This window comes from Bacillus sp. B15-48, assembly GCF_016879755.1.
Taxonomy (GTDB): Bacteria; Bacillota; Bacilli; order Bacillales; family Cytobacillaceae; genus Mesobacillus_B.
Genome location: NZ_WOFU01000005.1, coordinates 14,718 through 38,110, shown reverse-complemented (window position 1 = coordinate 38,110; position 23,393 = coordinate 14,718). Strand labels below are relative to the sequence as shown.

Annotated in this window: 22 protein-coding genes; 18 read left to right on the top strand and 4 right to left on the bottom strand. The window is 38.1% G+C overall.

What is annotated here, in order from left to right; all coding sequences use genetic code 11:
* Positions 1 to 238 precede the first annotated feature (238 nt).
* From GNT69_RS16365 to GNT69_RS26055, 10 genes are all read left to right on the top strand, one after another.
* Positions 239 to 694 carry a flavodoxin gene (locus tag GNT69_RS16365; protein ID WP_203556058.1) on the top strand — a complete coding sequence of 152 codons (456 nt, stop codon included), beginning with the start codon at positions 239 to 241 and terminating at the stop codon, positions 692 to 694.
* Between the two features lie 198 nt (positions 695 to 892).
* Positions 893 to 2,041 carry a phosphomevalonate kinase gene (locus GNT69_RS16360; RefSeq protein ID WP_203556057.1) on the top strand — a complete coding sequence of 383 codons (1,149 nt, stop codon included), beginning with the start codon at positions 893 to 895 and terminating at the stop codon, positions 2,039 to 2,041.
* Between the two features lie 129 nt (positions 2,042 to 2,170).
* A complete protein-coding gene (locus tag GNT69_RS16355; RefSeq protein ID WP_203556056.1) occupies positions 2,171 to 4,327 on the top strand; it encodes a transglycosylase domain-containing protein in 2,157 nt (718 codons plus the stop codon).
* Between the two features lie 162 nt (positions 4,328 to 4,489).
* Entirely contained in the window at positions 4,490 to 5,410 is a 921-nt protein-coding gene (hprK, locus tag GNT69_RS16350; RefSeq protein ID WP_203556055.1) for an HPr(Ser) kinase/phosphatase, read from the top strand.
* 449 nt (positions 5,411 to 5,859) lie between these two features.
* Positions 5,860 to 6,486, top strand: coding sequence for an anaerobic ribonucleoside-triphosphate reductase activating protein (nrdG, locus tag GNT69_RS16345; RefSeq protein ID WP_239094292.1), 627 nt, complete (start codon positions 5,860 to 5,862; stop codon positions 6,484 to 6,486).
* A gap of 33 nt (positions 6,487 to 6,519) precedes the next feature.
* Positions 6,520 to 7,347, top strand: a complete 828-nt coding sequence (locus tag GNT69_RS26060) for a helix-hairpin-helix domain-containing protein (protein WP_203556053.1) — start codon at positions 6,520 to 6,522, stop codon at positions 7,345 to 7,347.
* Between the two features lie 32 nt (positions 7,348 to 7,379).
* Positions 7,380 to 9,035: an AAA family ATPase gene (locus tag GNT69_RS16335; protein ID WP_203556052.1), complete on the top strand. Its 1,656-nt coding sequence runs from the start codon at positions 7,380 to 7,382 to the stop codon at positions 9,033 to 9,035.
* An 11-nt stretch (positions 9,036 to 9,046) separates the two neighbouring features.
* Positions 9,047 to 9,262, top strand: a complete 216-nt coding sequence (locus GNT69_RS16330; protein ID WP_203556051.1) for a DUF2997 domain-containing protein — start codon at positions 9,047 to 9,049, stop codon at positions 9,260 to 9,262.
* Between the two features lie 13 nt (positions 9,263 to 9,275).
* Complete coding sequence (locus tag GNT69_RS16325) at positions 9,276 to 10,013, top strand: hypothetical protein (RefSeq protein ID WP_203556050.1); 738 nt, start codon at positions 9,276 to 9,278, stop codon at positions 10,011 to 10,013.
* 6 nt (positions 10,014 to 10,019) lie between these two features.
* Complete coding sequence (locus tag GNT69_RS26055; protein ID WP_203556049.1) at positions 10,020 to 10,952, top strand: GYF domain-containing protein; 933 nt, start codon at positions 10,020 to 10,022, stop codon at positions 10,950 to 10,952.
* Between the two features lie 141 nt (positions 10,953 to 11,093).
* Here the strand turns inward: GNT69_RS26055 and GNT69_RS16315 are convergent, their stop codons facing one another.
* The 4 genes from GNT69_RS16315 to GNT69_RS16300 form a co-directional block, all read right to left on the bottom strand.
* Entirely contained in the window at positions 11,094 to 12,317 is a 1,224-nt protein-coding gene (locus GNT69_RS16315) for an MFS transporter (protein ID WP_203556048.1), read from the bottom strand.
* A 388-nt stretch (positions 12,318 to 12,705) separates the two neighbouring features.
* Positions 12,706 to 13,164 carry a DinB family protein gene (locus tag GNT69_RS16310; protein ID WP_203556047.1) on the bottom strand — a complete coding sequence of 153 codons (459 nt, stop codon included), beginning with the start codon at positions 13,162 to 13,164 and terminating at the stop codon, positions 12,706 to 12,708.
* A 185-nt stretch (positions 13,165 to 13,349) separates the two neighbouring features.
* Positions 13,350 to 13,985 carry a response regulator gene (locus GNT69_RS16305; RefSeq protein ID WP_203556046.1) on the bottom strand — a complete coding sequence of 212 codons (636 nt, stop codon included), beginning with the start codon at positions 13,983 to 13,985 and terminating at the stop codon, positions 13,350 to 13,352.
* Positions 13,954 to 14,814, bottom strand: coding sequence for a sensor histidine kinase (locus GNT69_RS16300; RefSeq protein WP_203556045.1), 861 nt, complete (start codon positions 14,812 to 14,814; stop codon positions 13,954 to 13,956). Before GNT69_RS16300 ends, GNT69_RS16305 begins: the two co-directional genes overlap by 32 nt.
* A gap of 235 nt (positions 14,815 to 15,049) precedes the next feature.
* Between GNT69_RS16300 and GNT69_RS16295 the strand changes: the two genes are divergently transcribed.
* From GNT69_RS16295 to GNT69_RS16260, 8 genes are all read left to right on the top strand, one after another.
* Positions 15,050 to 16,327: a right-handed parallel beta-helix repeat-containing protein gene (locus tag GNT69_RS16295; RefSeq protein ID WP_203556044.1), complete on the top strand. Its 1,278-nt coding sequence runs from the start codon at positions 15,050 to 15,052 to the stop codon at positions 16,325 to 16,327.
* Positions 16,328 to 16,334: 7 nt separating this feature from the next.
* Positions 16,335 to 16,898: a nitrous oxide reductase accessory protein NosL gene (locus GNT69_RS16290; RefSeq protein ID WP_203556043.1), complete on the top strand. Its 564-nt coding sequence runs from the start codon at positions 16,335 to 16,337 to the stop codon at positions 16,896 to 16,898.
* 121 nt (positions 16,899 to 17,019) lie between these two features.
* Positions 17,020 to 17,832 (top strand): ABC transporter permease, encoded by an 813-nt coding sequence (locus tag GNT69_RS16285; RefSeq protein WP_203556042.1) that lies wholly within the window; start codon positions 17,020 to 17,022, stop codon positions 17,830 to 17,832.
* Positions 17,829 to 18,524: an ABC transporter ATP-binding protein gene (locus GNT69_RS16280; RefSeq protein WP_203556289.1), complete on the top strand. Its 696-nt coding sequence runs from the start codon at positions 17,829 to 17,831 to the stop codon at positions 18,522 to 18,524. Before GNT69_RS16285 ends, GNT69_RS16280 begins: the two co-directional genes overlap by 4 nt.
* Positions 18,525 to 18,681: 157 nt before the next feature.
* On the top strand, positions 18,682 to 20,298 hold the full coding sequence (locus GNT69_RS16275) for a putative glycoside hydrolase (RefSeq protein WP_239094291.1): 1,617 nt from the start codon (positions 18,682 to 18,684) through the stop codon (positions 20,296 to 20,298).
* A 256-nt stretch (positions 20,299 to 20,554) separates the two neighbouring features.
* Positions 20,555 to 20,923: a hypothetical protein gene (locus GNT69_RS16270; protein ID WP_203556041.1), complete on the top strand. Its 369-nt coding sequence runs from the start codon at positions 20,555 to 20,557 to the stop codon at positions 20,921 to 20,923.
* 676 nt (positions 20,924 to 21,599) lie between these two features.
* Entirely contained in the window at positions 21,600 to 22,391 is a 792-nt protein-coding gene (locus GNT69_RS16265) for an IclR family transcriptional regulator domain-containing protein (protein WP_203556040.1), read from the top strand.
* A gap of 338 nt (positions 22,392 to 22,729) precedes the next feature.
* Complete coding sequence (locus GNT69_RS16260) at positions 22,730 to 23,086, top strand: hypothetical protein (RefSeq protein ID WP_203556039.1); 357 nt, start codon at positions 22,730 to 22,732, stop codon at positions 23,084 to 23,086.
* The last annotated feature ends 307 nt before the right edge of the window (positions 23,087 to 23,393 follow it).

The window sequence follows — 23,393 nt, the reverse complement described above, 5'->3', positions numbered from 1 at the left end:
AGTATGCAAAAGATATTTAATACTGGAAGGATATTAAAAAAGGCAATGGTTTAAATTGTAAGTTGTCTAGGCATTTGTATTATAAAAAAATGTATATATTTCCCAGTAAAAAATGCGCGGTTTTCATAAACTGTGCGTTTTTTATTTTTGGAATAAAAATTGATGTAAATCAATTTCATTCAATCGATAATTAGCTATTATTTTCAGTATAACGATCGATGGTGGAGGAGTGAAAACGATGAATACCATAATTGTTTATTGCAGCATGACTGGGAACACCGAACAAATGGCTGAATTGATTGCTGCTGAATTAACGAGATTAGGTGATTGTGTAGAGGTAAAGGATGGAATAGATGCCTATGCCGATGAGCTAATCGCTTATGACCGAATTTTAATCGGAAGCTATACATGGGGAGATGGCGAATTACCAGATGAAATGCTCGGTTTCTATGAGGAATTACAAGATACAGATTTAACCGGAAAAATAGGAGCTGTGTTTGGAGCAGGTGACTCTAGCTATGATTATTTTGCAAGAGCGGTAGATGTGTTGGAGGAAACATTAAAGAACCGGGGCTGTGAAATCATTACAAACGGCTTGAAGGTAGATAAAGAATTTGAAGAACAAGTAACGACAAAATGCAGAACTTTTTGTGAAAATATAACAAACGCGCAAGTGAAGGTGAAGACAGCATAAAATGAAGAAATCATCGATAAACAGCTCAACTTTTCAAAAGTTGGGCATTTTTCGTTTAAAAAATGAAAAAATTGATTTAAATCAATTAATAATGAGAATCATTATCATATAATTTATGTGAATAATAAATTTCCTCTAAGGTAAGCCATAGGCTTTTAAAAATAGATTCGTAAAACAATTGAGAAGGAGGGGGCAAACATGTCGCATACGAAATGGAGAATAAGAGTTCCTGGAAATGCGCTGATTGCTGGTGAATATGCCATTCTTGAACCAAACCAACACGCTGTCGTTATGGCGATTGACCGTTTTATCATTATCGATATTGAACTAAGCAATGAGAATCGACTGTCACTGCCTGATTTAGGTCTTGATTATCTGAATTGGAGCAGTTCTGGAAAGGAGGTTGTTTTTAATCTTACTGATTCAAGGCTTGCCTTTATCAAGCAAACGATTTCTGTCGTCAATCAATTTCTTCAGGAAAAGAACTTTCCACAAGATTTCTTTCATTTAAAAATTAAGAGTCAATTAGAAGATGCTTCGGGTCAGAAATATGGGCTAGGGTCAAGTGCTGCTCTTGTTGTTGGTGTAGTATCGGCGATTCTTGCTTTCTATAAAATACATTTGTCTCGAGAGGAGATCTTTAAGCTTTCAGTTCTATCTCATTTAACAGTGCAAAAAAACGGTTCTGGTGCAGATATAGCGGCCTCGACTTACGGTGGCTGGGTCTATTATTCTGCTTATCACTCCGATTGGTTGGAAAACGAGCTGAAGAAAGGTGGAAAAATAACCGAGCTACTGGAAACTCCATGGCCTAATTTGATGATTACTTCGCTTAAGCCTGCGCCAGATTTGAAATGGGGAATTGGTTGGACTGGTGAAGCAGCTACGAGAGGTCCAATGGTTGAAAAAATCCGAAAAATTCGTGACAACAAACCGGAATTGTATCAAGCATTTTTACAGGAGAGTTATGAAGCAGTTGCTCATTTAATACAAAGTTTTTCAAAGAATGATTGTGGCGGAGCAATAAAGAGTATTGCGGATAATCGAGAAGCTTTAAAGAAACTTGATGAAGTCGCAAAAATTCCAATAGAAACAGAAAAGTTAACAAGATTATGCGAGATTGCTAATGAATATGGCAGCGGAAAATCATCAGGTACAGGAGGTGGAGACTGCGGCATCGCCTTTGTTCAAGGAGAGAACAAGCTAAGGCAACTCTATAAAGCTTGGGAACAAGAAGGAATCCACGTATTAAATATGAAAGTTTCCCACCGTGGCTACTTTGTTCGAAAACAATTTTATTGGGAATATAAGCTAAACAGTGACGATGGAAGGAAAATAATAAAATGATTGTCCGATGAGTGCCCCTACCTTTGTGTAAAAAGTTTTTTCGACCGAGTACGAAGCACCGTCAAAAAAAGCAGAACTGATCCGTATATTATGCTAAATGGAAAAAAGTAAAGGTAGGAATACATCATCATGACTGAAACATATCGAACACGGGAAGAACGGAAGTCTGCCGAAAAAGCAAACAGGCAAACGAGACGAATAAAAAAAGCCCCGAGTCCTTGGAAAAAGCTATTGATTGGATTTCTGATCTTTAGCTTTATTTGCTTATCGGTCATGGGCATCACCGTTTATGCTTTCATCAAAGATGCTCCTGAGTTAGATCAAGCGAAACTAGCCGATCCGCTGTCATCGAAGTTTTATGACAAAGATGGTAATTTCATCCATGAGTATGGAACGGAACATCGGACGAAAATTTCGTATGGCCAAATTCCGAAACAGTTGGAGGAAGCAATCCTTGCAACCGAGGATAATCGTTTTTATGAGCATAAGGGCGTAGATTTATTAAGAACGGCCAAAGCGGTGTTTGTGAACGTGACAAGTGAATTTGGGAGCCAAGGTGGAAGTACAATTACTCAACAAGTGATTAAAAATTCGTTTTTAACTCCAGAAAAAACGATTAAGCGGAAGGTACAAGAGTGGTATCTCGCCTATAAATTGGAACAACAGTACAGCAAAGAAGAAATATTGGCAATGTATGTGAATAAAATCAATCTTGGCAACCGTTCGTACGGTGTGGCCGCTGCCGCTGAAAATTATTATGGACTTGATGTGAATGAACTTGATCAATTAACGCTGACTCAAGCAGCAATGATGGCAGGATTAACGCAAAGTCCGAATAATTATGACCCGACAAAACAAGAAAATCTTAAGGCCGCCACAGATCGCCGGAATACAGTCCTCACTTTAATGAATAGGCACGGTTATATTTCCAACAGCGACATGGAAGCGGCTAAACAGGTCGCAGTGACAGAAGGGATGATTGAAGGAAAGCAGAGAACCGGCATGCCATATGAAGCATTTTTAGACGCAGCTGTAAAGGAAGTAGAAACGAAACTAACGGACGTCGACATCACGAAAGATGGATTGAAGATTTATTTAACGCTTGATCCCGAAGCCCAGCAACTTGCTGATTCAATTTTGGAAGGTAACCATGTTACTTATCCGAATGAACACTTTCAGACTGCCTTTGTCTTCATGGACTCGAAAACTGGAGAAGTAAGGGCGATTGGAAGTGGAAGAAATGAGCATAAAACGACATTTCGTGGGCATAATCTTGCCACAAGTTTGAAACGTCAACCAGGCTCAACGTTTAAGCCGATTTTTGATTATGGTCCTGCGATTGAATATTTGAAATGGTCCACGTATCACCAGGTCGAGGATGCACCTTATCAGTATTCAACAGGGGATCCGATTCGCAATGCTTATACGAATTATCGAGGTATGATGTCCATTCGTGAAGCATTAATCGAATCGAGGAATATTCCCGCTTTAAAAACGTTGGAGAGCGTTGGATTGGAGAAGGCAAAAACATTCTCCGAAGCACTTGGTATTACCTATCCGAATGGAGAAGTGTACGAATCGTACTCAATCGGAAGCAATGTCGTTTCTCCACTAGAATTAGCAGGTGCATTCGGTGCCTTTGCCCATGAAGGGATTTATACGAAGCCTCGCTTTGTCGCGAAAGTGGAATTTCCTGATGGAAAAGTGGTGGACTTTCAAACTGAATCGAAGCGTGTCATGCAGGATTATACAGCCTATATGGTGACCGATATGCTACGGGGAGTTATTAATGCACCAAACGGTACAGGAAGATTAGCTGCGATCCCTGGTGTCGATTTGGTAGGGAAAACTGGAACGACTAATTTCGATGAAAAGGTGATTAACCAATTTGGCTATCCTCATAATGCAACGAGTGACAGCTGGTTTGCCGGTTATACGACCAATTACACGATGGCTGTTTGGACTGGGTATGCTCGAAATGGGAATGGAAATTATTTGACACCGGAGGATACGAGAATCTCCCACACGATTTTTAAAACAATGATGCAAGCCTATGCCGGTGGTAGCGGCCGTTTTGAACAGCCCGAATCGGTAGAAAAAATCCAAAATGAACTATATATCAAAGGAGTCGAACGGGATATGGTGCCTCCAGCGCCAATCTCTAAAAAAGAAGTACAGAAAAAACAGGAGAATGCCGAAAAGAATTCGGGTGGAAAAAAGAAAGAGAAAGAAAAAAAGGAAAAGAAAAAAGGAAAAGGAAATAACAAGGGAAAAGAGAAGGATTAATAGAATGAAAAAACCACATATGAAATTAGATGATGGTCTCTGTATTATACAGGGACTATTTTTTATATGATTGTTGATTAATTTCTGCCTGTAATAGATGAGATATTTCAATATTTCTAGTATAATTCCTATTAAAAAGATTAAGAAACGGTGGATAAAAAATTGAAAGTATTAACGATAGAACAATTAGTTCGAAAATTCTCATTAAAAGTATTAGTAGGAGAGGATCAACTGCAGAATGAAATTAAACAACCGCGAGTGCATCGACCAGGATTAGAGTTTGTCGGGCATTTTGACTTCTTTCCTACCGAACGGATTCAAATTTTAGGTAGTAAGGAAATCACTTATTTACATAAGTTAAGTCATGAGGAACGCAAATTGCGAATTGGAAATATTGTTCAATATCATCCGCCATGTTTCATTGTCACGGCTGGCGAAGACGGATTGACCTATTTGACCCAACATTGTATCGACGAGAACATCCCACTTCTTGTGACGAAAGAACCTGTCACAACGACGGATTATATCATTAAACTCGATGCGTATATGGTTAAAGAATTAGCACCCGAATTGGCCGTCCACGGCGTTTGCATGAATGTGTTTGGAATTGGCATTTTGATTCGTGGCGACTCAGGAGTTGGTAAAAGTGAAACCGCTCACACGTTAATCGGTCGGGGCCACCGGTTAGTTGCGGATGATGTTGTGGTGTTGAAAAAACTTAGTGCGCAAACCCTTTTAGGTACACATGATGAGAAAACAAAAGAGTTTTTGGCACTCCGCAGTATTGGGTTATTAAATGTCGTTCGTTCCTATGGACAAAAAGCCTTTCAAAACGAAACCCGGATTGCTCTTGAAATTAAGCTAACGAAGTGGGAGAAGGATGCACTGTACAATGATTTGGAACAAGAACCATCTTTTACCGATTATATGGGGATCAAAATTCCTTCAATGGAAATTCAACTTCAACCAGGCCGTGACGTCGCCGGTTTAATCGAAGCAGCTGCGAACAACTGGTTCCTGAGACAGCAAGGGTACAGTGCTGCCGAAGACTTCCTCAGCCGCATCGAAGCGGAATTTACCTAAACTGAGTTTCGGTGTGGTCGTTCGGCTTTTAATCCGAGGGCACGCGGTAAAGCCGCTTTTTATTACTAGTACTCGGCAAATAATGAGTTTTTTGAAAGATAATGCTGGTAACCGAGTTTTTAATCCTACAACTAGGAATATATATAATCTTAGTAGTAGCATTAAACCAGTTAAAGCCCCAATTTAATCCAAGTACTAAGATTATATCCCCCTGTTAACCCTCTTATGACGAGTACTAGTGTTATTTTTAATACCAGTACTCGGATTAAAATTAGTAAAAAAAATCATTTAGATTAGTACCCCAATTAATTAGCATCCATTTCTGCCCCAACATTACATTTCCCAAAGTTAACTTTCCTTCTAAACAAGATTTTTCGACAAGTGACAGGCACTATACAAGTTGTTAAAATATAGATATTATTGGATACGACATGGAAAGAGGTGAGGTTATGCCCACGATCCAAATTTCGAGAATTGTGAAGGCAACGAGAGTGGAAGGGCCAGGGTTGCGCTATTGTATTTGGGTGCAAGGGTGTCCGATCCATTGCGAAGGGTGTTTTAATCCAAATACCTGGTCTTTTAATGGTGGTACACCAATGGAAACGGATGACATTTTTCGAGAGATTAAGAAAGTGTTAGCCGAAACTCCTGAGCTCGAGGGGATTACGTTTTTAGGAGGAGAACCTTTTAGCCAAGCGCAGCCTCTCAGTCTGCTTGCGAAACGAATAAGGGAATTAGGGTTATCGATTGTGACTTTTACAGGCTATGAGTACGAAAAATTGAAGAAAGCCAACAACCAGGTTTGGAATGAGCTTTTAATGCAGACGGATTTATTAATCGACGGCCCGTATCTTCAAAGTCAGCATGACCTCAGCCGGCCATGGATTGGATCTAAAAATCAACAATATCGGTTTTTAACTGATGTTTATAAGCATCTTAAAGAGGAGTTATTGACAATCAATAATAAACTTGAAGTTCGTATCCATCCGAATGGGACGATTACGGCAAATGGAATGGCTGAACCCCTCGATTTGCAGATGCTTCATCAATTAGGCTTCATAGAGCGGAAGACGTAAATCGTAAGGAAAAAGGGACTGGAGGAGAAAAAGGTGGTCAAGACATACACAAACCGGGGGAAACGCTGGGAATGGCTTCAAAGTTGGTGGATGCTTTTCGTATTCATGCCTTTTGGAATCACTAGCTTTATCTCATTTCTATATGTTGCATCTAGAGTGAAAAACAAAAGATGGGCTATTTATAGCCTGCTCTATTTAGGAGCTTTTATTTGGGGTTTTTCCAGATCTGGGGATATAGGGATGTATATTGCTTTAGGATCATGGATCTTTGCTATCGTTCATGCGTTTAAAATTCGCCCAATCTTTTTAATTCAATTGGATGTTTATAATGAAATGAAACGTGAACATATCTCAAATATTCGTAATGAAGCAAGAAACAGATTTTCGCGAGGAGAGGAAGGGAACTTGCCGCGGAAGCAACAAGTTCCATTAAAAAATACCGATCCGCATTCAAAGTCAGAAAAAATACGAAAACCAGAGACGAAAACAAAACCAACTTCACAGCTGGCAGAGAAACAAAGTTCTCCACCACCGCCACCACTGATGAAACGAGATACAACTAGAATGGAAAAGCCTAATCTTCATACAGTGACAAAACCGACTCAAGCTGCGGAAAAACTGGACCTCAACATAGCGTCGGAAGCGGAGATCGCAAAAATTCCAGTGGTTGGACTTATATTAGCAAAAAGGATCGTCTCGGTGCGTCAACAGATTGGGGGATTTCAATCATTTGACGAATTTGTACAAATCATCGGCCTTAAGGAGCATCATGCGGAGAGAATCAAACACCACGTTGAAATCTCGAAATTCGAAAAGCCAGCTACTCAGCCTTCACGATCAGGGAGGCTTATTGATTATTAATAATAATATAGAATAAAGGCGGGAAAATGTTTATGGCCAAGCAAACAAAAACGTATTTAGCCAATTTATTAAGAGCTCGCTTTCCTTATTTATACATCCAAACGTGGGAGGAGGATCGAGTTCTCTCCTTCATTCGTTCGGTTGCCAATGACGTAGAACTGATTAAGACAGCAAGAGAAGTGTTCACTTGGAGAGTGACAACTGGTCTTCTCGATAGTCATGGTCAAGCGAAAGGAAGTAGTAAGGAACCTTTAAAAGCATTGGAGTTTATTGAAAAATACGATCAACCATGTATTGTTGTATTGCAAGATTTTCATGTGTATTTTGGCGGCCAAGGGAAAGCTGCTAATTATCAAGTGATTCGAAAATTAAGAGATATGCTTTTACATATTAAACGGAGCCCTAATCCAATCAATGTCATCTTTACGTCGCCATTTTTACAATTACCAGATGAGTTACAGAAAGATATCACGATCGTTGATTTTGATCTGCCAACGTTTGAGGAAATTATGACGGTTTTAGATGAGATGATTCAGGTGAATCAGCAAGGAGGCAGAATTCAGATTTCTTTAACTAATGAGGAGAAGGAACGTTTAGCAGTAGCGGCTCAAGGTTTAACTCTTTCGGAAGCGGAAAATGCCTTTGCTCGTGCGATGGTTGAAGATGGACGCATGTCAATCAAAGATGTCGAAATCATCTTAGAGGAAAAAGAGCAAATAATTAAAAAGACAGGCATCCTCGAATTTATTACGAGTGATTTAAAGATGGAAGATGTCGGCGGTTTAGAAAACCTTAAACGATGGTTGTCAAAACGAAATAAGTCTTGGTTAGACTCTGCGAAAAAATATGGCCTTCCCGCCCCAAAAGGTGTTCTAATTACTGGAGTTCCAGGGTCGGGGAAAAGTTTGATCAGTAAATCGATTAGTTCAATGTGGCAGCTTCCACTTTTACGATTAGATATCGGGAAAATTTTTAGTGGGATTGTCGGTAGCAGTGAGGAGAATATGCGTAAAGCGGTTAAAACAGCTGAAGCGATTGCTCCGTCGATTCTTTGGATCGATGAGATCGAAAAAGGCTTTAGCGGCATTAATAGTGGCGGAGATAGTGGGACCTCTTCAAGGGTTTTTGGACAATTTTTAACATGGATGCAGGAGAAAACGAGTCCAGTTTTTGTGATTGCGACCGCCAACAATATTTCAGGTCTGCCTCCTGAACTAATGAGGAAAGGTCGTTTTGATGAAATCTTCTTCGCCGACTTGCCGACACAGCGCGAACGGAAGCAAATTTTAAAAATTCATATTGAAAAACGGTTAAAAAACCCAGAAGTCATTGGTGATTTTCAACTCAATGATGAAGTGTTAGACAGCTTAGCAGTCCAATGTGAAGGTTTTGTTGGGGCTGAAATTGAACAGCTTGTCATTGATGCGCTTTTTGAGGCATATGCAGAAGAACGTTCGATTAAGCTTCAAGATTTTGAACGAGCAATTGTGACTACGGTTCCGTTGTCCATAACCCAAGCCGAACAAATCCGAGCGATTCGTGACTGGGCAAATGTCCGTGCCGTCAGTGCGACACCGAAGGATGACCTCGAAGAATATAAAAGTGAGCCGATTTCCGTTGCTCCGAGTGGAAATGTTCCAGATGATGATGTTCGTTTTAACCGTGGCGGAAGAACGATTGATTTCTAGGAGGGAGCAAATTGGAAGAAAAAATACAAATACGAATTTTCCCTGATGGGCGAATTGTTGCCGAAACAAAAGGGATAAAAGGTGAAAAATGTACGAACTATATTCAGCTGATTGAGGAGCTACTCAACGCGAAAACGGTGGAGTCGAACTATACAGAGGAATTTTATGAAACCGAGCAAGTTCGAATCAAACAAACAGAGCGGAATGAGCTGAAAAATAAGCGATAAGGAGGGGGTTTCAATGTCTGTTTCCTTGGCATTGATTCCTGTCGCGCTCGCGCTAAGAGTTGTGATGGGAAAGGATAAATTAGATGAGTTTGTCCAATCCAATGAAGTACCGAAGAAAACGAATTTTACAAGTGAGCGGGATTTAATTGTAACGGTCAAGCAATGTGGCTATGATGCTGAAAAATGGGGTGGAATGATTAAAACTCATCTTCACGGCGAGAAACAATTTTTCTTCTGGGAGTTGAGAGACGGGGCATGGCACGCGATTTTTTCTACCTATGATACGACCAATCAAATCAATGATTTTATGGAAAAAATCAATGAACGTTCAGGACGGAACATCTTTGCAGAAGTAGATTCTGAGCAAGTAGTGGAAACTCATAAACCATTAACTCAAATCTTGCCGACCAATTTTCGTAACATGGAGTTATTAAAACAAGTGCTCCAAGATAATGGGATCGAGCTAACGGAGCTTGAAAATGGAAAAATTCGCTGTGACTTGGCAGACGCGAGTTTGACCTTCATACAGGAGGTTCCAGATGGTCTCGTTTCTGTAGAACTCTCATCACCCGAAAATATGCAAAGTATTTTTCGCCATCTTTCAGTGGTCGATGATGATTATAAACGATATGTTCAAAATCAAGTTTATCAACATTTGCTTGAGAAAGTAGAAGAAAAAGGTTTGCTGATTGAGCAGGAGGAAGTGCTGGAGGATCATTCTATTGTTGTAACATTAAATGTCCAGAGGTGACGATTGGTGAGTTTTATCGATGGTTTATTAACAGTTTGTGACAAGTACATGAATGAGTCTTGGTATGTCGGAGGCGCCATCCCTAAGAAAAAGTTGAACAGAGTGATGACCGAATTTCCGATTCCAGTAGGAGAGGAAATCATCGCTGTGTTGGATTGTACGGTATTCGGCTCTTGTAAATATGGACTTGCTTTAGGTACGAAAGGTGTATATTCGAATAATGACTGGACAACAACGAGAAGACAAGGGGCAATTTCTTGGGATGAGTTCGCTCATGCAAATATTCTTCCCCATCAGAAATATGAAGTGGATATAAGTGCCAATGTCATTGTCAATATTTCAGGAAGCCGAATGAATCAAGAACAATTAGTTGATCTTTTAAAGAACATTCAACATTATATAATTAGCTGGTTTAAGAATACTCCGCCCGTACCAACACCGCAACAAAGTGATGTGGAATGGTTGCTGGCGATTGAAGGGAAGCAATACGGTCCGTATTCGGTGGAAATGATTAAAGAAATGATCAGTAGTGGACAGGTGAAACAAGAGGTGACTTACGGTTGGAAACTTGGGATGGACCAATGGCTGTTTTTATCTGATATTGATGAATTTAAACAACAATCGGCGCCGCCAACACCTCCTCCGCTTCCCGATATGGCTACTATAGGGCAAAAGCCTGCCTCTAATCCTATCCCTATTCAAAAAGTGGAGCTGAACACCGCATCAATTGAAGATTTATTAGCACTCCCAGGAATTGATTTGAGCATGGCTAAAAGATTTACCGACGAACGGACAAAGAGGAATGGGTTTTCTAGTTTCACTGAAGTTAGGGAACTATTAAACCTACAACCGCATTTATTTGAAGAAATCCGCAAGAGTACGCTTTTAAAACCGATTGCATCAAATATTAGCGGGAATGGCCGAATGATTGATTTTTAAATTTTTTACTGCCACCCCTAGGAACAGACGAATCGGAAGCGACAGGTATGTTTGTTACGTAACAAAAAGATAGGGGGATACCTCTATCTTTTTGTCTGTCCAGCCTCGTTGTAGAACAACCGTGTGTGAAACAAGATATAACTACCTCGACACGGAGCTAGCTCTTGCGTCCTCAGAAATTCCTTGTTCACTTTCTTTTTTGTTACCGTGGACAAGATAATATAAAAACAGACAACACATGACAAAACCAGCGATTGCTAAAAACATAGAACGGTAGCCGAGAGTGGAAATAAGATAGCCAAGGATAAAAGGTCCAATTCCGACTCCACATTCAACGATAATAAAAAAAGTCGAGTTGGCGAGTCCAGCACGATAGCGAGGGGTACGTTTTATAGCAATCGCTAAGGAAGAAGTATGTAAATTCCCATAGCCTACCCCCATTATCGCCGCCCCTAATAGTAAAACAAATCCAGACTGGGCGAGACCGATAATGAAGAAACCTAAAGCAAATAACACGATGGAAGGGTACATAACAATATTTGCCCCTTTCGTATCAAACAGCTTCCCATTTATCGGTCTGGAAATGAGGTTGAATACCGAAAAGACGATAAAAAACGCACTTGCAGCAGACATTAATTGAATTTCGACTGAGTATGTAGACAGAAAGGTTGTCACACTAGAATAAGAGAAAGCGATACACCCCATAAGAATTGCAATCGGGAGTGCTTTTCCCTCAATGAAATTCTTTAATTGAAACCCCTTCATCATATCTAGCTGTTCTTTTGTAACCTTGACTTCAGGAATTTTCGTGAAAAAGGCTAAAATCAAACTAATGATTGCGACGATCGCAGATAAAATAAAAATCCCGTACATATGCCCATGTTGAACAATTAATATGCCAATGAATGGTCCAGTTGCAGTCCCAAGAATATAATTGATGGAAAAATAGCTCAAGCCTTCCCCTTGGCGTTCCATCGGAATGATGTCAATAACCGCTGTTTGCAGTGTCGTCAATGCAAATCCTATTAAAAAACCATTTAAAAATCGCAAAAAAATAAATAGTTCAAGCTGAGTGACAGGGATGTATAAAATCGATAAAAGAAAGGTGAGAGATAAGCCTATATAAGTGATTTTTTTCCGTCCGATTACATTTAAATATTTTCCAGCTAAGAGACGAGCAATAATTAAACCAAAAAAAAATATACTAGATGCAAGTCCAGCTATGCTTTCAGAAGCATTGAATTCTTCAATTGAATAGATGGCAACAGTAGAAACGGTCAAAAAGTGAATAAAAACAAGAAAATAACAGGTAAGTGAAATGAGAATAAAATTTTTAGTCCACAAAGGTGGTTTTGATGTGTTCATGTTTATCCCTCTTTTAGTTTAAATAATGGTAACTCCATTTTCTCCATAAGGCAAAAGGGTTATATTTTACAGAAAATTACGAATAAACAAATTTTACCATAATTAGAGGATAAGCGAAATGAAAGTGCCTATATGGTTCAGGAATGATTAAATGATGTAGAATTAACTAAGAGTGGCGGAATGAAGAATATGGAGAGACAATTATTGATGATTAGACTAATACGACTAACCGAATGGGGAAGTGTAAGAAAAGGAACGTGTTGATGAATCACGTTCCTTTTAAAAATAAATAGTTTTTTTTGTTCACGGTTTAACTGGTTTGACACGGCGAATTTCGACCGTCATTTAATCGGCTAAGAATATGTTTACAAGGACTATCTTTAAATGATTATTTGCCTTGAGTAGATTCAACTAATCGCTTTATTGATTGAATTTGTCCTAAATGTAACGCTTCATGAAAGGCACCAAAGGCAGCTAATTCTCCAACTGTCTCATTGCCTATAAATGGTTCAGGTAATCTTTGCGAAAATACTTCAGCAGGGATGTCATTGATCCTTGTTAGTTGTTCGTTTAATTGTTCAAGCAATGTTTCAACGGAAGGAACATCGCTTGTCCAGTTCGCTGGTTTCGACCCAGGTCCAAATAACTCTGAATAATTCGTTGGCAAATTACCTTGATCTTTGAACAAAAATAGATCCGTTACAACCAATATATGACCGACTTGCCATTGAATATTATTATTAAAACCTTCTGGTATAATCGCAGAAGTCTCAGCTGAAACCCCGTTTAACGTTTTAGCTACACTTTGTCTTGTTAAAGAATATTGTTTTTTAATAAGTTCAGTCATTTTAAAATCCTCCTAGAAATATTTTTTTAGTTTTATTAGATTAGCTAAGAAAACTCGGAATCTTAATCATAAGATACATCGGTTAAATTATCAAATAATTCGAACACCTATGGTTAATGTAAATAGCATCAAGCATCAACCCAGAAACTCGTAACTTGCAGTTACGGAAGGTTCTTCTCGGTAAATTATTTCACCAACCCTTGTTGATACGCATAACTGGTTAGTTGGACGCGGTTATCTAGATGAAGTTTGCTTAAGATGTTTTTCAAATGACTTTTAACCGTATGTTCTGAAATAAACAGAGCTTCCGAAATTTCTCGATTTGACATTCCTTTTGCTACTAATTGTAGCACCTCTATTTCTCGGCTAGAAAGAGGGATTTTTTCATTCGCTTTATTTTGTGGGAATTCCTTTAAGATTTGAAAGGCGATTTCTTTGGACATCGGAACCTCATCAATCGCAAACGCTCTTAAATGTTCACACCATGCATCCGAATGCAGATTTTTGACTAAATAGCCTTGAGCGCCTTTCTTTAAAGCATCAAATAAATCGGTGATATCATCCGATACCGTAATCATCACAATTTTTACATATGGGAATTTCAGTTTAATTCTTTTCGTTGCTTCGAGCCCGTCCATTACCGGCATTTGAATATCCATCAAAATAATATCAGGCATTAACTCTTCCGTCAGTTTAATCGCTTCTTCGCCGTTCTTTCCTTCTCCGACAATTAGAAAGTCGTCATACTCTTCCAAGATTTCCCGAATGGCTTCTCTCGCATGGGCGTGATCATCTACGATCAGTATTCGAAAAGGCTGCATTTAGTTGCTCTCCTTTCTTTATTTCTAGAATTGTTTGTTTGTCTTCTTGCTTTATTGAAAATTCCCATCCCATATCTTTCGCTCTAGCCTTGATAATTTGGAGACCATAGCCATTGCTTGTATGATTCGGTTCATTTTGGAATCCGATTCCTTTATCTTTAATTTGACAAACCCATCCAGTGTCTATTTCTCTTGCCTCAATCCATACTTGATTTGTTTTTGCATGTTTAATGGCATTCATGACCGCTTCTTTTATGCAGGCAAATAACTCGACCTTTTCTTTCGATGATAACGTATCCTCTTTAATTTGCCATGCTACCTGGACATCCATTAAATGCTGATTCCTTAGTTCTGTTACGTATTGAAAAATCGTATCGGTCCAGCTAAAGGGCTCTTCATTTGGAACATATTTTAAGTTCGTAATCGCATGTCGAGTATCCTCATGAATATGTTGTAACGTTTGCTTAATTTTTTGGAAATCAGGATCCTGTTCTAGTTGATTCTTTCTACCGAACTTATTCATTTTTACTGATAATAAAAATAAAGATTGGGCAACACCGTCATGCAGTTCTCGCGCTAATTTTTCTCTCTCAACAAGTGCTGCCTTTTTTGTCTTTTCTGTTCGAAGCTCGTCTTGCATTCTTTCTAATATTGAAAATAAGTGTCGTAAAAAAAGGAGTGTAACGAAAAATACTAATATCGGAGAAAGAATATTCCCCAAATCCATAGAGATATAAGGGAGAAGAAATGCATGCCGAATATATTCCCATAAAGCAATCGTTACCGTTGGCGTGATTAAAATTAGCCATTTAATTTGTTTATATTTCAATTCGTTCCCCCTTTTCTATTAGTATATGTGTCTATATTGTATCATTTAGCGATAATTTTTTTATCTTATTGCGATTAAAATCCCTCTTTTGGGTTATTAATTGGGATTTTTCCTATGATTATAATGTGAAAAGGATAAACTATTTAATGGAAGCGAGGGGTGGAAGCATTCTGTGCAAATTATTTAAGGAATGTTCCAAGGGGAATTTAACAAATTGGGAGGTGATAATTAAATAATGAAACTGTTTAGATACATGATTTTGTTACTCCTATCCATTTTTATTTCCATGCCTTCATTAACTAAGGCATCAAGTACATTACAAGCGAAAATTGATCAAGCTTCAGAGGGGGCCACGCTAGAAATAGAAGAGGGGGAGTATGAGGAGAGATTGGTAATCTCCAAGCCGATAACAGTAATAGGAAAAGGAGAAGTGATCATCCGTTCATGCGAAGCAGGGCCAGTTTTAACGGTCAGTGGAACGGCAGTAACACTAAAAAATATAAAAGTGGAACATTGTGGAACGGAAAACGCTGATACAGCTATGTTTATTACAGGTTCACACCATTTAATAGAAGGGATTGGGATTGAGACAAGGCGTTTTGGGATGAAACTTGATGAGGCAAATGGTGTAACGATTAAAGACAGCGAAATTATTGGCAGGAAACGGGGGAACGGGGTTGATTTTTGGAGATCAAACGGAAATCAGCTAGAAAACCTAAAAATTTCCAATGCATCTGATGGAATTTATTTAGAGCAAAGCAATGAGAATATAATCGAAAAAACAGACATCGAGAATTCCCGTTATGGGATGCACCTAATGTTTTCAAATGATAATGTACTACGTGAAAATCAATCTCGATTAAACATCACGGGTGCAATGGTTATGGAATCAAAAAGAACAAAAGCACTTAATAATACTTTTTTAGCAAATAAAAACAATGTGAATGCACAAGGATTGTTACTTTACGCCGTATCTGACACAGAAGTGATTGGAAATGAAATTACTTCGAACCGAGTCGGCGTTTATGTCGAAAGAGCTGAAAATAATTATTTTGAGTTGAACAAAATAATGGACAATTTTATTGGAATTCAGTTGAATCAAGCGGCTGAAAATAAATTGACGAGGAATACCTTCGTTGGGAATGTCAATGAGGCACAAGCAATCGAAAGCTCGAATAATGAACTCGACAAGAATTATTGGGATTCAGCGAGCATGGTAGATATCAATCGAAACGGGGAGAGTGAAATCAGTTATACAGCTGACCCCTACTTCCTTACTTTGACGACAAGAGTACCGGAATATCAATTGTTTTTCCAAGCACCGGGAATGATTTTGCTTCAAAATCTATTAAAAAGCCCACCTGAACAGCTATTAACCGACTCGGCTCCGTTAATGAACATGACCGTCGATGTTGAAAAAGAAACATCAGCAAGTTTTAATTTATGGATAATCAGTATCATGATGATGATTGCTAGTATAAGTCTATTTATATTAGGGAGGAAAAAAAGTTGAAGAAAAAATGGTTAGCTTTATTAGTTTTGTAGCATTTATTTTGCTGCTTACTGCATGTGGGAATAATGAAGTTCAGCCTGTTAATATTAATGAAGCAACGGACACTTGTGAACTTTGTAATATGGCTGTTGCAAATGATCAATATGCGACGCAAATCGCTCTGGAAAATGGACGGTCAATCGTGTTTGATGATGTAGGCTGTATGTTTGAATGGAGTAGCAGCAATGCAAACGAAGAAATTGCTGCTGAATTTGTCCGTGATTACAATGATAATGAGTGGATCTTAGTTGACGATGCTACCTATGTTTATAATCGAGAGGTAAAAACGCCAATGGCTTATAATATTGTCTCCTTTAAAGATCAAGCATCTGCAGAAGAATTTGCTGCTACACACGAAGGTAGCGTCCTTATGACGGCTAGTGATTTAGCTGACCATAGCTGGGAACAAAACCATGAAATGATGCAAAAACATAAGATGGAAAACCATTCCCATTCACACTCAGGTGAGACCGTTCATCACGAACAGTCTGAAGACGAGATGCATTCCGAAATGGACGAACAAAAGCATTAAGAGGGGTCTCATTAAAATCACAGGGTCGGTTCTATTTTGAACGGACCCTCTATTCATAAAAGGCTGCCCGATGAAATGGAAGGTTTTTATATGAAGCAAATAGTAGAAAAGAGGATTGAAAATGTGGAATATATGGCGCTCAGAACTACGCATGACCTTAAGGCAACGCTCCTATTATTCGTTTTTAGTGTTATGGGTTGCCGTTATCTCTCTTTTATTTTTATTGCAAGCTAGTGCTCCTTCATTAACAGGATACACAAATATGACAGGAACCGTCGTTAACATCGCCTTATATATTATTCCACTATTTATGTTAATCATTGGTTCTTTTTCAATCGCCAATGAAATAGAAAACGGCCAATGGCGTTTGTTAACCACGTACCCTTTATTTTCATTATCGTATATCGTCGGAAAAATTGGCGGGCAATTTACGGCTCAGGCAATTGTCTTCACCTTTAGTTATGGAATTAGTTTGGCGCTCGGGTTAGTCAGCGGAAATCGTTTCTCGAGTGAGTGGCTTCTATCGATTTACTTTTTTTCGATTGGTTTGATTTTTTTCTTTCTTGTCATCGGCATCGCTGTAGGGTGTATCGTATCAACGAGATGGCAAGCATTATCCATTTCAGTTATTATTTGGTTTTTTCTAATTATGATTTGGCCAACTGCCTTAATCGCTATATTAGGTTTAGTCCCATATTCATGGATTGCTCCAATCATGAAATTTGCCTTATACTTAAATCCAGCTGAATTCATTCGCGTCTCGTTTGTTCTATCTCTCGATGGTGGTGCGGTCTTTGGACGAGCTTATGATTCGCTAATGACTTTCTTAAGCTCTCCTTCAGGCTTTCTCATCAATATTTTATATTTCATTCTGTTTATGGCATTGATGTTGTTGTTTTCAATGGGGATGATGGAATGGAGGAAAAGAAGATGACAGGATTAAAAGTGGAAGGCGTTTCTCGGATTTATAAGGACAAAACGGCGTTGTATCCATGTTCGTTTGAAGCAACAGAAGGAACATGTGTCGTATTATGCGGCGGAAATGGTGCGGGAAAAAGTACATTGTTGCAGATCATTGCTGGTATTCTGAACCCAACTAAAGGGACTACTTCGATCAACGGAATAGAAATGAACCATGGCAGGGAAAAATATTTAAAGGAAATTGGCTTCATGCCAGATGATTTTCATGCTCAGGAAATGATGACTGTTGAAGAGTTCCTTTGCTTTTATGGATCTTTGCGGAAAGTGAAAGGGGAACGCATCAACGAGGTCATGTCTTTAATTGGTCTGTTAGATAAGAAAAATGAATTAGTCAAAAGTTTGTCAAAGGGAATGAGACAGCGTCTTTTATTTGGCCAATCAATTTTAGGCAAACCGAATGTTTTATTATTAGATGAACCGACAAATGGATTGGACCCTTACTGGGTCAATCAGTTCGTTGAAATTCTAAATGAGATTAAAAAAAGTGGTACAATCATTGTATTTTCCACGCATATGATGGACGTAGCAGCCGAAACGGGCGATATCATTCTATTTATGAAGCAAGGAAAAGTCATTCAAACGATTGAAAATGAAAAAAAGATAGAGGAAACGACGATGAAATTGATGAAGCTTCATCGATCGTAAAAAGGGGTCCCCCGATCTACAAAATATTAACGGATTGGGGGACCCCTTTATCCGCGTGGAACACCCCTGTGAAACAAGGTTTATCCACATGTTCTTATGCTATAATTGATACAATAGGTATAATAATACATAAAAGAGTATATAGAAAGGATTTAAAATGAAAAGAACTCATCTAAAGTCTATGATTCTATTATGTGTAGTAGCGATTTTTCTTCTAGCTGCATGTAAAGAACCTGCTGCAACAAATATGGAATCAAATGAAGAGCATGAAGGGAACGGTCAGAAACAATCAGAACAGGTTGAAAAATTGACACTTGAAGAAGAAGCGTTTCAACAATTATCTGACGAGCAAAAACGGCAGTACAATGAGGCGTCTGCAGAAGACGTCATTAAGCATTTTGTGAAAAGTATAAACGAAAAAAATGTTTTCTCTGTATTAGCGACCTTAAAACCGAATTCTTATCAACAAACTGTGGAAACAGCAAAGGAAGAGTTTACGTCATTTGAGTTAACTGATGTAGAAGTGATTTTGAATCAAACAGAAGACAATTCAGATGAAAAAGAACATTATTTAGTTCGTGCAGTGAAGGGAAATTTAAAAACGACAAACGATGAAGAGTCTGACAAAGTACATAAGTTAGAAGGAAAGGAACAAACACCTGGTCAAGAATACATGAAGTTCTTTACATTAACAAAAGACAATGGTCGTTGGGTGATTTCTAGAATTGAAAACGCCTCACCTGATCAATTCATTGCGAAAGAAATGAAAAAAGTAGACGTGAAAGGCTTGTATCTGTCTGCTCCTAACGCAAATGATGACACTCGTTTTCATCATTTTGTTGAATTATTAACAGAAACAGAACTTAACGCTTTAGTTATTGATGTAAAAGAAGATGAAGGTCGAGTGACGTATCATTCAGACATTCCTTTAGTAAAAGAAGTTGACTCTGATCATCATCCTTATTTACCAAAAATCGACGAGCGATTAAAAACATTAAAAGAAAATAATATTTATTCCATTGCTCGAATTGTCGTCTTTAAAGATCCGTATCTTGCGCAGAAAAAACCTGAATTAGCGATAAAAAAGAAAGATGGAAATCTTTATTATTCACATAATATTCCGTGGGTAGACCCTTACAAAAAAGAAGTTTGGGATTATGTCATCGACCTTGCAAAAGAAGCAGCACGAAAAGGATTCGATGAAATTCAATTTGATTATGTTCGTTTCCCGGAAAATGCGGCAAAATATAATCCAATTGTTCAATTTGATAATCCGGAAGGGAAGACAAAGGCTGAAGTTATCAGTGAATTTTTAACGTATGCAACAGAACAATTACGACCATACGGAGTTTTCGTATCAGCGGATGTGTTTGGAATTGCAACGAGCGACCCTACAGATTCAGGGATTGGTCAACAATGGGAAATGTTAAATCCAACTGTTGATGTTTTAAGTCCGATGATCTATCCTTCTCATTATGCAAATGGTTCATTCGGGATTCCCGTTCCAGATGCACAACCTTATTCGTTAATTAAACAAAGTCTTAAGGTGGCACAAGAACGAAACGATGCACTAAAAGAAAAAGAACCGAATACAGCGATTGCAGACATTCGACCATGGTTACAGGACTTTACCGCTACATGGGTGAATGGCCATATTCGCTACGGTGCAGAACAAGTAAAAGCGCAAATACAAGCAGCAAACGATCTCGGAATCAATGAATATTTAATCTGGAACCCTGCGAATAATTATTCAGAACGTGCATGGAGAGAGTAAATGCATACTTATTAAGGTCAATATAGGCAAAAAGAGGGGATTGATTCACACAAGATCACTCCTCTTATTGTCGTTTTCCAATGTTTGTAAAAAAAGGGCGTTATTTACATTCGCTTTTGTTGCTTCTTGCATAAGGTCGTATTATTATGAATATAAATTATGTGGTCCATTTTCTCAGCCGAAAATGGATTGTTTGCGCGTTTTTAGTTAAAAATGAATGGTGTTAAGAATATCTTGAGAGCGAGGGGCTAGAAAATTGTTCACTGTTCTTACATATTTATTTTCTCTTATTGTCATTGTGATTTCAGTACTTATCACACTTTATTTTAAGCATGAATTAGAGCGGATGTTTCGAGAAAGAAAAGAGGTTGCTGCTTTTCATATATGTAATATATTCATTGTCCTAATGATTACCTTTGCGGCACATGCGGTAACGACGATTTATATTTTTGAAAACGAATTCAGGTGGGCCCTGCAAATCTTTATTTTACTGTTTATGATCTTGCCAGTTTATGTTATCGGGCATGTTGCTTATAAAAAATATAAATTTATTAATCGGAAATACGACGTTGCGGAGAATGGAAAAGTGCTGATCATAAATGAACGGTACTTAAGAGGAAAATAAGGATGTTGTTGGGTCTCCCGGTCTGCTAGAGGAATAAAGGTCTGGGGGATTCTAATTTCAGAACTTTAACTCCGCAACCTTAATGATCAAACAATAAATAAAGAAATTATTATGAGAGTAGCTAAATAAGTTCATGAAGAGATACAGGCTAAAGAAGGATTTTAAAGGTTTTAAAAGGGGAACTGAATTCTATTTGATTGCTGAATCTGAATTTATCGGAGTCAAGGAGTTTGTTTTACGAACAAAAGAGTTGTCGGACAGAATTTCAGTAAATGAAAGGGAACTGCATGAAAATTTCACTATAAAGAATTAGTTTTTTTATAGAGATTTGATTTTTCGTTTCTCATGTTGACAATCTCTTGCTTTCCTGCAATAATAATCTCAAATGAATATAGGTACCTTTAATTCAGTCCAGAGAGGCTGACAAGGACAGCGGATCATAGGAATAGTGGGATAGTTATACCCATATTTTTTCCTATGCCAAAAGGCTTCTTGTCAGTAATGGCAAGAAGCCTTTTTTATTTCCTGAACGGTACCGATTCTACTAAACTTTTAGGAGGAATTGGTTATGAACAAACAACAGGTAGATCATGATTTTTCGTTACAGGCGGTACCACAACATAAACGAAACGGGTTTTTGAAGATGCGAGGTATTATTGAATAGGGATATAGGAGTGTGAGGGAGTTATCTGAAAAAACGGAATCAAATTATTTCGTAAACTCTGTCGCAAAGGGATTCGCAGTATTAACCGCTTTTGATTCAAGTTCTAATCTGATGTCATTGAGTGATTTAGAAAAGAAAACAGGGATTAATAAGGCAACCGTTAGAAGATTCGCACTAACGTTAGTGGATTTAGGTTATTTAACCTTCACCGATGAAAATCGATTTAAACTAAGCCCTAAAGTATTAGACCTTGCTGCACATTATTTGGAGTCACTAAACCTCCCAGATTTAGCTCATCCAATCTTGGAAAGGATTTCATCTTCAATCAAGGAATCAACCAATCTCGCTGTATTGGACGGCCCCGAAATTGTCTATGTCGCAAGGGTGAGTGCTGCAAAAAGGATCATCGGGACCAATTTAAGAGTAGGCTCAAGACTGCCGTACTACGCAACTTCTCTTGGTAAAGCATTGGTTGCTTGGCTTCCATATGAAGAGAGAAAAGAGATTTGGAAAAAAGCAAATGTAGAGGCTTATACTGAACAGACGATTACCGATTTTGAAGAGCTTGAGGCTAGTTTTGATGAATGCAGAAGGAATGGCTATGCCAAAGGCAATGATGAACTAGAGGTAGGACTTCGGTCGATTTCCCTTCCGATTTTTAATAAAAAAGGTGAACCAATCGCAGCAATAAACGTATCAACCAATTCAATCAGAACTTCAGAAGAAAAAATTATAGAAGTATTTCTACCAATTTTAAAAGAGGGTGTAGAAGAACTTAACCGGCTAGTAAGTACATTAAGTTAGAGGGGGGTAGTTCCTATGTTTGAACGGATGGGTGGACTGTCTTAGTTTTCGGTAGCTTATAGTAAGTACTTTGAAGAAAGAAAAGAATGACATAGTAAAGGAGATCAGTATTTTAAACTGTTCGCCTTATTTGTTTTTCAGTAGAATTTAGCACATCAGCATCTTTGATTCCTTATATGAAAAAAAACATTCATCACAACTTATCAAACATTGACAAAATAAGTAAAAAAATATAAGATTAATTGTACGAAAATATAGAAAATTCGATTTAAATGTTTTCGCTAAGTTTGTAAGTATGAAACAAAGAGAGACAAATCTATTAACAGGGGTGATTTTTTATGGCTATTAATGAGGGGAGACAGGCACATGAGCATGGACTCAATGCTTTATCTTATTTACTAAATGAATCATGGTCATTTGAGGTGCTTGGATTGGTGAGGTATGAGTTAGGACAAGCATATTACAAATTAAATAAGCATTTGATGAGGGGAAAATGTTCGTGTGGTGACAGTCCGGTTGATTTGGAACTATATAAATCACTAATTATTGATGTAAATGATGCAATCTCGACTGCATCGATAAGCCCAATTCCAATCGTAGTTGAGGATCTCAAGCGTTTTTTAAAAGAGAAAAAACAATCTCATCGCTGCATTCGTTTTACTTTAAAAAAGCATGCAATGACATATGATATTTAAACGTTATCTTCTGGTTCACAGGGACAGGTCTTTTGGGCCAATCCCTAAAGACCGATTACATCCCAATCTTTTTTAACAAATCGCTATATATTCATTTTTTTGTAGAAGAATGTTAAACGTTACAATAAGGAAAACGCCACCGAAAGCATTCCCCTAAAAGGTCTGTGAGAAATTCCTAAATTATTCTCCTATGAAAGTAATTGTGAAACTATTAACCTACTTATAAACATTTTTTCGTCGGCAGGTAATTCGTGATAATAGAAACCGTCATTTTCTACAAATTTGAAGTGTAGAAAATGACGGTATG